The sequence below is a fragment of the Spongiibacter pelagi genome, assembly GCF_014705705.1.
Classification (GTDB): Bacteria; Pseudomonadota; Gammaproteobacteria; order Pseudomonadales; family Spongiibacteraceae; genus Spongiibacter; species Spongiibacter pelagi.
In genome coordinates, this window is sequence record NZ_JACXLD010000004.1 from 135,998 (window position 1) to 148,604 (window position 12,607).

A 12,607-nucleotide genomic window follows, 5' to 3' on the forward strand; every position below is an offset into this window, starting at 1 on the left:
CTTCTGCCTATGCCGGGGGCTGCGTATAATGCCTGCCAACTAAATTTTATAAAGAGAAAGAGATACGCCGTGCTTGAACTTGTTAAAGCAGGTGGCTGGTTAATGCTACCGATCATCTTGTCTTCTATTGTCGCCATGGCGATCTGTGTCGAACGCTTTCTGGCCCTTAATCCTGAAAAAATTGCGCCGCGCAAATTGTTGAATCAAGTTTGGGGCTGGATGCAGCAGAAACAACTCGATGCGGACAAAATCCGTCAATTGCGAGCGGGCTCACCACTGGGCCAAATTTTGGCGGCGGGCTTGGCTAATGCCAAATATGGCCGCGAGGTGATGAAAGAAAATATTGAAGATGTCGCCTCCCATGTGGTCCATGAAATGGAGCGCTACTTGAATGCGCTTGGCACCATCTCTGCGGTTACGCCTTTGCTGGGTCTGCTCGGTACGGTATTGGGTATGATTCGGGTATTCAGCGAGATCATGGTTCAAGGCACCGGCAATGCCGGGGTGTTGGCCGGCGGCATTTCAGAGGCTCTGATTACTACTGCCTCGGGTCTGTGCGTTGCGATTCCTGCGCTGATTATGCACCGCTATTTTTTGCGCCGTATCGATACCATTGTGGTGACCATGGAACAGGATGCAATTCGCTTGATTAACGCGGTTCATGGCGATGTGAAAATTCAAGGCGCCGCAACCGCAGCAGAGACAGGTACAAACGCGTGAACTTTAAGCGCCAGCGCGTCGATGATAATGGCATCAATCTGACGCCGCTGATCGACGTTGTATTCCTACTGCTGATTTTCTTTATGGTTTCCACCACCTTCACCAAGGAGAGCCGCTTGCAATTGGAATTGCCCAGCGCCGAAGGTGAAGCAGCGGTAGAGCAGCCCGAACAAATTGAAATTGTTATCAATGCGGCCGGACAGTATGTGGTCAATCAGCAACGTTTATTGAGCGATGATGTTGGCGGATTGATGGCGACCTTAACTGAGGTCAGTGCGGGCAATACCGAGCTGCCGTTGATTATCAGTGCCGATGCTGCAACGCCGCATCAGGCGGTAATTACTGCAATGGATGCCGCTGGACGACTGGGCTTTGCCAAATTAAAAATAACCACCCAACAGCCGGATGCTGGCGGACAGCCATGAGCCAAAATCAATCTGACTTTAAAATTTACCTGCGCCTACTTAAATATGTGGTGCCATTTTGGCCGTATTTTGTACTGAGTATTCTGGGTTTTTCCATGTACTCCGGCGTGCAGGTTTTGCTAGCCGATATGATGCAACTGATTGTCGATTATATCGGTGGCAATATCAGCGCAGGCGAAGGCGGGGTAATGTCGCGGCTGATTCATCGGGTTGGCGGTGAAGAGTTTCGACTTGAAGATGCGCGCACCGCAATTGTGGTGTTATTGATTGTGTTGGGCTTGTTGCGCGGATTGGGCTTTTTTGCCGGTAACTATTTTATCGCCAATGTTTCCCTGCGACTGGTGCATGTGCTGCGTTGCGAATTGTTCGAAAAAATGCTGTTTATGCCCAGCGCCTATTACGACCGCAATTCAACTGGCGCACTGATTTCTAAAATTACCTTCAATGTCGAGCAGGTCACTGGGGCGGCGGTCAACGCGCTTAAAGTGGTGATGCGCGAAGGTACATTTACGATTGGCTTGGTGGCTTACCTGCTGTTTATCAATTGGAAACTCACCACGATTTTTGTGTTTGCTTTCCCCATGATCGGCGTAACGGTGTGGTGGGTTGGTAAACGTTTCCGCAAGCTCAGTCGCAATATTCAAAACGCGATGGGTGAGGTGAATTCAGTCACCAATGACAGTATCAGCGCCTACCGCGAAATTCGTCTTTATGGCGGTGCGGAGTATGAAAATAATCGCTTTGAAAAAGCCAGCCAGCGCAATCGCAATCAGAATTTGAAAATGTCGTTTTACAACGCCATTAGCCCTACGGTGATTCAATTTCCGGTGGTGGTGGCCACGGGCGTATTGATCTGGATTGCCTTGGGATTGACCGATGCCATGACGCCGGGATCATTTGTGGCCTATTTATCTGCGGCCTTGTTTTTGCCCAAGCCGATCCGTCAGCTGGCGGAAGTGTCCAGTGTGATTCAAAAAGGCTTGGCGGCAGCGCAGGATATTTTTGAATTTCTGGATACGCCCCAGGAAACCGATAAGGGTACGGTTGAAGCCGAGCGCTTGCGGGGCGATATCAGTATTCGCAATTTGAACTTCCGTTACGGCCCTGATTTGGAGCCGGTATTGCGCAATATCAATCTGGACGTGACCGCAGGCACTTCGCTGGCTTTGGTCGGGCTTTCTGGTTCGGGTAAATCCACTTTAGTCAGTTTGATCTCGCGTTTTTATCAGCATGAAGAGGGCGAAATTAAGCTCGACGGTGTGGATGTTCGCGACTATCGCCTGACCAATTTACGGGATAATTTGGCCTTAGTGACACAACAAGTGACGCTGTTTAACGATACGGTTTATAACAATATTGCCTACGGCAGTATGGCTAATGCCAGCCGGGAAAGTGTGATTGCGGCACTGGAAGCCGCTCATGCTATGGACTTCATCAACGAGCTGCCAGAAGGGCTGGAAACCGAGATTGGTGAAGACGGCGTGATGTTGTCTGGCGGTCAGCGTCAGCGCTTGGCGATTGCTCGGGCCTTCCTTAAAAATGCGCCGATTTTGATTTTGGATGAGGCCACTTCTGCGCTGGATAATCAGTCGGAAAGTTTGATCCAAGCCGCAATGCAAGATGTGATGAAAGGGCGTACTACCATTGTTATCGCCCACCGCCTGAGCACCATTGAAAATGCGGATCAGATTGTGGTGATGGAGTCTGGCAAAATTCTTGAGCAGGGTAGTCATCAAGAGTTGCTGGCACTGCAACAGCGTTACTTCCAGCTCTATAACAAAAACTTCGAGGAATAAGCGTGGCGCTTGAGCACGCTTTGAATCGCGCCTGGTATTCCACGCCGGGTTTATTGTGGTTGCTGCTGCCACTGGAAGGTCTGTTTCGTTTAATCAGTTCTGCTCGTCGTCGTTGGACTCAGCCGCAAGATTGTGGCGCGCCGGTCGTGGTGGTTGGTAATATCGCCGTGGGCGGCAGTGGCAAAACTCCGGTGGTGATTGCCGTTGCCGAGGCCTTGCAGGTGGCGGGATTTAAGCCCGGTATAGTCAGTCGCGGCTACGGCGGTAAAGCCGAGCAGTATCCCTATTTATTATCCGAAACCAGCCTGCCAGAACAGGCTGGCGATGAACCTTGTTTAATCTATCAGCGCATCGGCTTGGCGATGGCGGTAGCACCAGATCGAGTCGCCGCAGGGCGCTTGTTGGTAGAACAATATGGCTGTGATGTGATTATCAGTGATGATGGTTTGCAGCATTATCGAATGGCGCGCAAAGTTGAAATTCTAGTGGTAGATGCGCAGCGCGGTTTTGGTAATGGCCATTGCCTGCCGGTAGGGCCATTGCGGGAGCCGGTAAGTCGTCATAACAAGGTTGATCTCTGTGTTTTCAATGGTAAGGGAAGTTTGAAGCTCAATAGACCTAGTTTTGATATGGCGTTGAAGCCGTCCAAGCTGGTCAATCTATATAGCGGAGAAAGTCGTAGCATTGAGCAGTGGCCTAGCAGTGAAATGCAGGTGAATGCGATTGCGGGAATTGGTCATCCCCAGCGATTTTTCGATACGCTGGGTGGGCTTGGTTTCAGTGTTTCTGGCAGAGGCTTACCCGATCACCATCAGCCGAATGCGGACGATTTGGATTTTGGAAATTCTAAGCCGCTAATCATGACCGAAAAAGACGCGGTAAAATGCCGACATCTTGCTCAGCCTCATCATTGGATGCTGCCGGTTGATGCACAAATTGATCCTCAGTTTTACCAGCAGTTAATCGCGTTATTGCGCGCTTGAACCCCAGTGGATTTGAACCGCTTCAGGAGTATTTTGTGAGCTATACCATCATTATTCCCGCCCGTTTTGCTTCTAGTCGCTTACCGGGAAAGCCGCTGTTGGAAATTGCCGGCTTGCCGATGATTCAGCATGTGTGGCAGCGAGCGCAAACGAGTAAAGCCGCACGTGTGGTCATAGCCACTGAAGATCAGCGGGTTTTTGATGCCTGCTCGGCCTTTGGTGCCGAGGTGGTAATGACCGATGCCGGGCATGAGTCGGGTACGGATCGCCTGCAAGAGGTGGTTAGTAAACTCGGTTTGGCAGACGATGAAATTGTGGTCAATGTGCAGGGCGATGAACCGTTGATTCCCGCCGAAGCGATTGAGCAAGTGGCGGCTAATTTGGCGGCTAATTCTGAGGCGGGAATCGCTACTTTGGCGGAACCGATTACTGATGTGGAAACGGTATTTAACCCTAATGCGGTTAAAGCGGTGATCGATAATCAGGGCTTTGCGCTCTATTTTAGTCGCGCGCCGATACCGTTTAATCGGGATGATTGGTCCACGGGCCAGCCGAGCCAAATGCCGGAAGCACCGGTATTTCGACATATTGGTATCTATGCCTACCGCGTGGGATTTCTGCATCAGTTTGTGCAATGGCCGCTGGGGCGTTTGGAAGCCTGTGAAAAATTGGAGCAGTTGCGGGCCATGGAAAATGGCGTGCGTATTCATATCGCGGCTGCTTGCGTGGATATACCCGGTGGGGTGGATACCGAGGCAGATCTTGAAAATGTTCGCCGTTTGATGGGAGTCTAAAATGAGCGTGTCGGTGCTGTTTGTGTGTTTGGGAAATATTTGTCGCTCACCGACAGCGCACGGTGTGTTTGAGCAAATGTTGCTAGAGCAGGGCTTAGCTGAACAGGTTGAGGTCGATTCTGCCGGTACCGGCGATTGGCATATTGGTCGGCCGCCAGATGCGCGTATGCAGGCCGCCGCTAAACAGCGGGGCTATGATCTTTCGCATTTGCGCGCCCGGCAAGTCAGCGCTCAGGACTTCCACAATTTTGACTATGTGCTCGCCATGGATAAGAGTAATTTCTCAGACCTACAAGCCATGCAGCCGCACAATAGCCGAGGCAAGTTGAGTTTGTTTTTGGATTTTGCGCCGCAACAACATTTGCGCGAGGTTCCCGACCCTTACTATGGTGGCGAAGCCGGATTTTACGAAGTTATTGATCTCGTTGAAGCTGCCGCGCAAGGCTTGTTGAATGATATACGCCAAACACGTTAGTCATGTCGAAATCAGTGATTCCCGAAATACGTGAGCAAGTTGATTTACAGCCGTTCAACACCCTGTCTTTGCCGGTGTGGGCAGATTATTTTTGTACCGTTCACGATACCGCTGAGCTAAAAGCTGCCCTAGGTTTTGTCAATGAAAAGCAGTTGCCGGTTTGTCTGCTCGGCGGTGGCAGTAACAGCGTTTTTAAGGGGGATTTCCCCGGTCTGGTGATACAGATTGCGCTGAAAGGGATTACTTGCGAGGAGCAGGGCACGCGCCGATTGGTGTCGGTCGCTGCCGGGGAGAACTGGGATCATTTTGTGCGACATTGCCTGCACTCCGGCTGGTATGGCATTGAAAACCTGATCGCGATTCCCGGCAGTGTGGGTGCGGCGCCTATTCAGAATATTGGTGCTTATGGTGTTGAATTAAGCGCCTGCCTGCATTCGGTAACAGGCGTACATATCGATTCGTTGCAAGAGCAAACCCTCAGCGCGGCGGAATGTGAGCTTGGCTATCGAGACAGTGTGTTTAAGAACCGTTTGCGCGACAAATTTGTGATTACTGAGATAAGCCTCGAACTTTCTAGTGACGCGCAAGCGCAATTGCAGTATCCCGCTTTGAAAGAGGCCTTGCCTGACCATTATCCACCAACCCCGGAGCTGGTGGCGCAAACGGTGGAGGTCGTCCGCGCTAGTAAATTACCCGATCCCGCAACTGAACCCAATGCGGGCAGTTTTTTCAAAAATCCGATTATTGATGTCGAGCAGGCTGAACAACTGCTTAAGCAGTTTCCCGATTTGCCCCATTGGCCTATTGCCGAGGGTAAGGTTTCGGGCAAGGTTAAATTAGCGGCGGCTTGGTTAGTGCAGCACTGTGGCTGGAAAGGCCGGCGAATGGGGCCGGTTGGTGTGCATCCCAAACAGGCGATTGTGCTTGTGAATTATGAGGGCGGTTCAGCGGCGGAATTACTGGCACTGGCTACGGCGATTCAGCAAGAGGTGTTCAACACCTTCAGCGTATCGCTGGATATTGAGCCCCGTGTTTATTAGTGGGAGCAATGCCCCGCTGGCGGACGAAATCATTGAGCTAGACGGTTCTCGTCTGCTGTATTTTAGAAACTATATTTCCGATCCTGATGCTTGCTATAACGCGCTGCTTGAACAGAGCCACTGGCAGCAACCTGAGCTGACCATTTTTGGCCAAACACGAAAGGTGAGGCGTCTGGTGAGTTTTGTGGGCGATCCCGGTGTGGCTTATCGCTATAGTGGACATCGTCATTTTGCTGATCCTTGGCCCGGCATACTCAGCGACATCAATCGCCAACTTCACAGTGATTTTGAGTTTGGCTTTAATAGCGCGCTGTTAAATTATTATCGCAATGGCAGCGAAGGCATGGGCTATCACAGCGACGACGAACCAGAGCTCGGCCCCGCGCCGGTTATTGCCTCGCTTAGCTTGGGTTGCGAAAGGGATTTTGTTTTTCGTCGCAAAGGCGGCGGTCGACAACAACTGAGCTTGCCTTTGGCTCATGGTTCACTGTTATTAATGTTGCCGCCCTGTCAGCGAGATTGGCAGCACGCCTTGCCTGAACGTAAGCGAGTTAAAGCGGGGCGGATTAATCTCACCTATCGGCGGATTTTTGCTTAGCTTTCACAATCGCCTGCTAGGTCTTGGTGCATTTCTGTCTTGGTGGTATCTTCTTCGCGTCTGCGATAGGAAAAAAAATGATTCAGGTTTTATTAGCTGACGATCACCAAATGGTGCGCACCGGCATTGCCCGGATGATTGAAGATGCGCCGGATATGGAAGTGATTGGCGAGGTTGGCAGTGGTGAAGCGGCCTTGAGTTTCTGCCAACAACATCGACCCGATGTGGTGATGATGGATGTGCGTATGCCCGGATTAGGGGGCTTGGAGGCGACCCGGAAACTGCGACAGATGGTGCCTGACACACGGATTATCGCCATTAGCGCCTGTGATCAAGAACCCCTGCCTAGCCGCCTGCTCAAGGCGGGTGCGGCGGCCTATGTCAGCAAAGATACGTCCGAGCTGGAAATGCTCAAAGCGATTCGTGAAGTGGCGGCGGGGCGGCGTTATTTAAGCCCGGCGATTGCCCAACAGATTGCCCTGAATGGTCTTTCGGAAACGGCGGAGTCTCCCTTTGATGAGCTCTCTGAGCGGGAGATGCAAATTTGCCTAATGATCGCCAATTGCCAAAAAGTGCAAGATATTGCTGATCAGCTTCATATCACCCCCAAAACAGTGAACAGTTACCGCTATCGAATTTTTGAAAAATTGGATCTCAGTGGCGATGTAGAACTAACCCTCATGGCCATTCGGCACGGTTTGATTGAATCCCCCGCCAACTGATTGCCAATGTCTGCTTCCTCTGGATTTGATTCCGCCTCCTTTCTGAAAACCGTTACTCGCCAGCCCGGTGTCTACGTTATGTACAACGAGGCGGCTGAGGTGCTTTATGTTGGCAAAGCAAAAAATCTGCGCAATCGCTTGAGTAGTTATTTTCGCGCTAGCGGCCTGACCAGTAAAACCGTGGCTTTGGTAATGCGCATTGCCAATATTCAAGTCACCGTGACCGGTACTGAACGAGAAGCACTGTTGCTGGAACAGAATCTGATCAAGCAGTATCGCCCGCCGTACAATATTTTATTGCGCGACGATAAATCCTATCCTTATGTGTATCTCAGTACGGATAAACAGCATCCACGTTTAAGCATTCACCGTGGCAGTAAAAAGGGTAAGGGGCGTTACTTTGGCCCGTATCCCAGTGCGGTGGCGGTACGCGAGAGCCTTAATGCGCTGCAAAAAGTTTTTAAGGTGCGCCAGTGTGAAGACAGTTATTACAAAAATCGCAGCCGGCCCTGTTTGCAGTATCAAATCAATCGCTGTTCCGGCCCCTGTGTGGGCATGGTTAGTGATGAGGATTATCAGCGAGATGTGCAGCAAACCGAGCTGTTTCTATTGGGCAAAAGCTCCGAGCTGAACCGGCAGTTGGCCGATCAAATGGAAAGTTATTCTGCGGCACTGGAATTTGAAAAAGCGGCGGAATACCGCGACCGCATTGCCTTTTTACAACAGGTGCAATCCACCCAGTCCATCGAGGGGCAGCAGGGCGATATCGATATCGTTGCCGGCGTGTTGGAAGCTGGCCAATGTGCCATCCATCTTATTTATGTCCGCAATGGCCGTATCTTGGGCAGCCGTAGTTATTTTCCCAAAAGCCGCTTGGATGAAAGCGTTGAAAGCCATGTTGAAGCGTTTATCGCCCAGCATTATCTTGGGGATTCTGCCGGCATGGATATGCCCAAAGAAATTGTGCTGAATGTGGTGCTGCCTGATATTCCCCTGTTTGAAGAAAGTTTGAGCGAACAAGCGGGGCGCAAAGTCAGTTTGAGCTATCGCGTTCGCGGCAACCGCAGTAAATGGCAGCAGTTGGCGGTCACCGCCGCGCAGCAGAATTTGCGCAATCGTTTAGCGGCGTCAGAAACTGTGGCTGGTCGTTATCGGGCGCTGCAAAAAGCTTTGGAGCTTGAAGAGTTACCCCAACGCCTAGAATGTTTCGATATCAGTCATAGCAGTGGTGAGGCGACAGTGGCTTCCTGTGTGGTGTTTGATGCCTCGGGTCCGGCTAAGTCGGAATACCGCACTATGAATATTGAAGGGGTAACCGGCGGAGATGATTATGCCGCCATGCGTCAGGCCTTAACCCGGCGCTATAAACGCATTGCCAGTGGCGAAGTACCGCGCCCGGATGTGCTGTTTATTGATGGTGGCAAGGGGCAGCTCAATCAGGCCAAAGAGGTGATGGAAGAGTTGGGACTGACCGATCTGCTTATGGTTGGTGTGGCCAAAGGGGCAGATCGACGTGCGGGTTTGGAAGTATTAATTCGCTCCGATAATGATCGCGAGATCAGTCTGCCGGATAACAGCCCGGCCTTGCATCTGATTCAGCATATTCGCGATGAATCTCACCGCTTCGCCATTACCGGCCATAAAGCCCGGCGCAATAAGGCGCGAACCCAGTCTGGTTTAGAGGCTATTCCGGGCGTAGGCGCAAAACGTCGGCGAGAGTTATTGCGTCATTTTGGCGGCCTGCAGGGGGTCTATCAGGCCAGCCTAGAGGATTTATCCAAGGTGCCGGGAATCAGCGAAAAGCTCGCCACTGATATTTATGAAAGCTTGCGTAGTGAATAGCGGCGCAAAATCCGTAAAATAGCCATTGAATGACCGCGTGAGTGACCTATGAACATCCCAAATGCCCTGACTCTTTTTCGAATCATCCTGATTCCGGTTCTGGTGGTGGTGTTCTATCTGCCGTTTCCCGGCTCCTACCTGACTTGCGCTGCGCTTTTTGCCTTGGCGGGGATTACCGACTGGCTGGATGGCTATCTTGCTCGTCGCCTTGGACAGAGCACACCTCTTGGGGCATTTCTTGATCCGGTGGCCGATAAGCTGATGGTCGCGGTTGCTCTGGCACTGCTCATTGAGCGGTTTAACGCACCGTGGTTTACCATTCCTGCGGTGGTTATTATTGGTCGCGAAATTGTCATTTCAGCGCTGCGTGAATGGATGGCTGAGTTGGGCAAACGCACCAGCGTAGCGGTGTCCTATCTCGGTAAAGTCAAAACCACGGTACAAATTATCGCCATTATCGGCCTGCTGATGTTCCCGCCAGAGCAGTACTGGTATTGGGATATGTTGTCGCTGAGTTGCCTGTACGTTGCCGCCGTGCTCACATTGTGGTCAATGATTGTCTACCTTCGTGCGGCATGGCCGGATCTGCGCTCCGTTCCCAATAAAAAATAACGCAAAATCAGCGACTTTCCTTGACAGACAAGGCGCAGTGAATAGAATAGGCGCCTTCCTTGAAGACGTGCTCTTTCTCTGAGCGCGGTCGTTAAGGCGGGATTAGCTCAGTTGGTAGAGCGGTACCTTGCCAAGGTACAGGTCGTCGGTTCGAACCCGATATCCCGCTCCAAATTTCGATATTTCTTTGAGTAAAAGGCGCGGTGGCAGAGTGGTTATGCAGCGGACTGCAACTCCGTGTACGCCGGTTCGATTCCGACCCGCGCCTCCATTCTTCCTGCACAGCACCTCTCGCACACATTCCCCTATAAATCATCTTGTTCTTAGCTATCTCACGTCATACAGTTAATCCATAACTGGATATTGAGTGTGTGCATGGCTGATTTATTTCGCTATCTGGAGTTGATGGCAAGAAAGGGCGCTTCTGATTTATTTATCAGTGTCGGTGCGCCTCCCATGTTGAAAATTGAGGGGGGAAGTCACGCCATTGGCGAGGAGCGCCTTAATTCTCAGCAGGTGCGCAGTTTGGCGTATTCCATGTTGAGTGATGCTCACAAGCAAACCTTTGAGCAGACGCTCGAGCTGAATTTTGCAACAGGTGTCGATGGGGTGGGGCGTTTTCGCTTTAATCTCTATCGCCAGCGTGGCGAAATCGCGATGGTGATTCGCTATATCAAAAGTCATATTCCCAGCCTTGAGAGCCTTAATCTCCCGCCTCAACTCAAGGAAATGGTGATGTTGCAGCGGGGCTTGGTGTTGGTTGTTGGCGCGGCGGGTTCGGGTAAGTCTACGGCCTTGGCATCCATGATTGACCACCGCAACTCTACCGAAACTGGTCATATTTTGTGCATTGAAGACCCGATTGAATTTATGCACAGCCATAAAAAATCGGTGGTAGACCAGCGCGAGGTTGGCCTAGATACCTTGGATTTTGGTACGGCCTTGCACAATGCCTTGCGCGAAGCGCCAGATGTGATTTTGATCGGTGAAATTCGCGATAAAGAAACCATGCGTCATGCCATTGTTTACGCGGAAACGGGGCATCTCTGCCTGGCTACCTTGCACGCGAATAATGCTAACCAAGCGCTGGATCGCATTATTAATTTCTTCCCCGCTGAGTTTCATCACCAGTTATTAGTCGATCTGTCGTTGAATTTACAAGCAATTGTGGGGATGCGCTTGCTGCCGGGAATGGACGGTCGACGTGTTCCTGCTGTCGAAATTTTGCGAAAGTCGCCCTATGTGTCTGACCTGATTGAAAAAGGCGATATTGATGGTCTGAAAGAGGTGATGGCCAATAATAATGATATCGGCATGCAGACCTTCGACCAATCGCTGTATGACTTGTTTATGCATGACAAAATCAGTCGGGATGTTGCGCTTCAACATGCGGATTCGGCCAATAATTTATTGTTGAGAATGCGCTTGAAGGGCGACTTTATGGGCGAAGGGCTAGAGTTAGATTAAAAAAAACCGGCCATGGGGCCGGTATAAGCTCAGGAAACTTGTGGTGTTTGGGACCAGTAATTAAGCGATTTTTTCGCGGGTGTCGGTTTGGGTTTTTTCCCAGCGTTGGCGGAAAGTCCGGTTGAACATATTCCAGCTCATAGGCATTTTTTCATCCCAACGTTTTGGCAGATTACTCAAGGGCATGGCTACGCCATTAATGTCCCGCCAGAACAGCCAGTCAGAGCGAAAATGGGGCGTTAAACGGCCTACAATTTGATTGGTGGCGGGGGCAAGGTTCAGGCCATCCAGATCGCCGCGACGCATCATTACCACGTCTTCCAAATCGATACCTTCTGAAAAAGCGAACAGAATCGCGGCGCGCTCACTGCGCTCAAACCGGCCAATCAAGTAAGTCACGTCGGACATCAGCTCGAGACTTTTGGGAAGGAGTTGGCTGACGGATTTAATCCAGCCATTTTGTACGGCTTGTTCTGCGGCAATCATTAAGCGGCTGAAGGCATCCTCGCGGGCAGTCTTGCCGTCTAGCAGTTCAATACGCTTCAGGGCATCAAAAAGCGAATCAGTATTTAGCTGATCGAGAAAATCTTCATAAAAGTCGCAGGCTGAGAAACAGCGGAGATCCACGAAAAAAGCTAAATCAGAAAAGCGCATAACTTTGTCCATCCGTATAAGTGCGTAATCGCTCTAACGATTTAAGTATGCGTAAAACTACGTATGCGAGCAAGGGGTAATCACTGCATCTGATGAAGATTAGACTTTAATGTGAAAAAAATCACGGAAATCTGTGTCGGAGTGTGGCACGTATAGGTGGTATATGTGTCGTAATCAGTGCGCTGATATACAGATCGTCTATATTGTTGTTTAGGCGTTGTTGTTTAGGCATTGTTGTTTAGGCTTTGCTTGATAGGCTATTTATAACGCTAATAAGAGTTAGACTTGGGTCAGGGGCTACTTTCGTTTAAGGGCTACTTTAGTTGGCACCCTCGTTCAACACGGCAGAATCACGTATTGGGCTTGAACAATGCCTTCGGTGACACTGTCCAAATACTATTTGGATACCCATGCGGAACATTATGTGTAATTTCACGCCCCTGTCGGCTTCTCGAACGCTTGCTCTCTGGCTCTGTGGT

General features: G+C 50.7%; 13 protein-coding genes and 2 tRNA genes. 14 read left to right on the top strand and 1 reads right to left on the bottom strand.

Annotated elements, in window-relative coordinates:
- Window positions 1–69 precede the first annotated feature (69 nt).
- The 14 genes from IB286_RS08605 to IB286_RS08670 all read left to right on the top strand — a co-directional run bounded on the left by IB286_RS08605 (window position 70) and on the right by IB286_RS08670 (window position 11,474).
- On the top strand, window positions 70–720 hold the full coding sequence (locus IB286_RS08605) for a MotA/TolQ/ExbB proton channel family protein (protein WP_190764518.1): 651 nt from the start codon (window positions 70–72) through the stop codon (window positions 718–720).
- A complete protein-coding gene (locus IB286_RS08610) occupies window positions 717–1,145 on the top strand; it encodes an ExbD/TolR family protein (protein ID WP_190764520.1) in 429 nt (142 codons plus the stop codon). The genes IB286_RS08605 and IB286_RS08610 overlap by 4 nt, the downstream gene beginning before the upstream one ends.
- A complete protein-coding gene (msbA, locus tag IB286_RS08615; RefSeq protein ID WP_190764522.1) occupies window positions 1,142–2,941 on the top strand; it encodes a lipid A export permease/ATP-binding protein MsbA in 1,800 nt (599 codons plus the stop codon). Before IB286_RS08610 ends, msbA begins: the two co-directional genes overlap by 4 nt.
- Before the next feature lie 2 nt (window positions 2,942–2,943).
- A complete protein-coding gene (gene lpxK / locus IB286_RS08620) occupies window positions 2,944–3,924 on the top strand; it encodes a tetraacyldisaccharide 4'-kinase (protein ID WP_190764524.1) in 981 nt (326 codons plus the stop codon).
- A gap of 35 nt (window positions 3,925–3,959) precedes the next feature.
- A complete protein-coding gene (gene kdsB, locus IB286_RS08625) occupies window positions 3,960–4,718 on the top strand; it encodes a 3-deoxy-manno-octulosonate cytidylyltransferase (RefSeq protein WP_190764526.1) in 759 nt (252 codons plus the stop codon).
- Window position 4,719: 1 nt separating this feature from the next.
- A complete protein-coding gene (locus IB286_RS08630) occupies window positions 4,720–5,193 on the top strand; it encodes a low molecular weight protein-tyrosine-phosphatase (RefSeq protein WP_190764527.1) in 474 nt (157 codons plus the stop codon).
- A gap of 2 nt (window positions 5,194–5,195) precedes the next feature.
- Window positions 5,196–6,233: a UDP-N-acetylmuramate dehydrogenase gene (gene murB / locus IB286_RS08635; RefSeq protein ID WP_223826246.1), complete on the top strand. Its 1,038-nt coding sequence runs from the start codon at window positions 5,196–5,198 to the stop codon at window positions 6,231–6,233.
- Entirely contained in the window at window positions 6,223–6,831 is a 609-nt protein-coding gene (locus IB286_RS08640) for an alpha-ketoglutarate-dependent dioxygenase AlkB family protein (protein WP_190764530.1), read from the top strand. Before murB ends, IB286_RS08640 begins: the two co-directional genes overlap by 11 nt.
- A gap of 77 nt (window positions 6,832–6,908) precedes the next feature.
- Window positions 6,909–7,553 carry a UvrY/SirA/GacA family response regulator transcription factor gene (gene uvrY / locus IB286_RS08645; RefSeq protein WP_190764532.1) on the top strand — a complete coding sequence of 215 codons (645 nt, stop codon included), beginning with the start codon at window positions 6,909–6,911 and terminating at the stop codon, window positions 7,551–7,553.
- Between the two features lie 6 nt (window positions 7,554–7,559).
- Window positions 7,560–9,395, top strand: a complete 1,836-nt coding sequence (gene uvrC, locus IB286_RS08650) for an excinuclease ABC subunit UvrC (RefSeq protein WP_190764534.1) — start codon at window positions 7,560–7,562, stop codon at window positions 9,393–9,395.
- Window positions 9,396–9,443: 48 nt separating this feature from the next.
- Entirely contained in the window at window positions 9,444–10,007 is a 564-nt protein-coding gene (pgsA, locus tag IB286_RS08655) for a CDP-diacylglycerol--glycerol-3-phosphate 3-phosphatidyltransferase (RefSeq protein ID WP_190764536.1), read from the top strand.
- A 96-nt stretch (window positions 10,008–10,103) separates the two neighbouring features.
- Window positions 10,104–10,179 (top strand) — tRNA-Gly (locus IB286_RS08660).
- A gap of 25 nt (window positions 10,180–10,204) precedes the next feature.
- Window positions 10,205–10,278 (top strand) — tRNA-Cys (locus IB286_RS08665).
- 104 nt (window positions 10,279–10,382) lie between these two features.
- Window positions 10,383–11,474 (top strand): PilT/PilU family type 4a pilus ATPase, encoded by a 1,092-nt coding sequence (locus tag IB286_RS08670; protein ID WP_190764538.1) that lies wholly within the window; start codon window positions 10,383–10,385, stop codon window positions 11,472–11,474.
- Window positions 11,475–11,534: 60 nt separating this feature from the next.
- Here the strand turns inward: IB286_RS08670 and IB286_RS08675 are convergent, their stop codons facing one another.
- A complete protein-coding gene (locus IB286_RS08675; RefSeq protein WP_190764540.1) occupies window positions 11,535–12,128 on the bottom strand; it encodes a hypothetical protein in 594 nt (197 codons plus the stop codon).
- Window positions 12,129–12,607 lie beyond the last annotated feature (479 nt).

Bases quoted from the DNA above. Each gene is read 5' to 3' on its own strand.
- msbA (WP_190764522.1), top strand. From the start codon at position 1,142: ATGAGCCAAAATCAATCTGACTTTAAAATTTACCTGCGCCTACTTAAA.
- IB286_RS08630 (WP_190764527.1), top strand. From the start codon at position 4,720: ATGAGCGTGTCGGTGCTGTTTGTGTGTTTGGGAAATATTTGTCGCTCA.
- murB (WP_223826246.1), top strand. From the start codon at position 5,196: ATGTCGAAATCAGTGATTCCCGAAATACGTGAGCAAGTTGATTTACAG.
- uvrY (WP_190764532.1), top strand. From the start codon at position 6,909: ATGATTCAGGTTTTATTAGCTGACGATCACCAAATGGTGCGCACCGGC.
- uvrC (WP_190764534.1), top strand. From the start codon at position 7,560: ATGTCTGCTTCCTCTGGATTTGATTCCGCCTCCTTTCTGAAAACCGTT.
- pgsA (WP_190764536.1), top strand. From the start codon at position 9,444: ATGAACATCCCAAATGCCCTGACTCTTTTTCGAATCATCCTGATTCCG.
- IB286_RS08670 (WP_190764538.1), top strand. From the start codon at position 10,383: ATGGCTGATTTATTTCGCTATCTGGAGTTGATGGCAAGAAAGGGCGCT.
- IB286_RS08675 (WP_190764540.1), bottom strand. From the start codon at position 12,128: ATGCGCTTTTCTGATTTAGCTTTTTTCGTGGATCTCCGCTGTTTCTCA.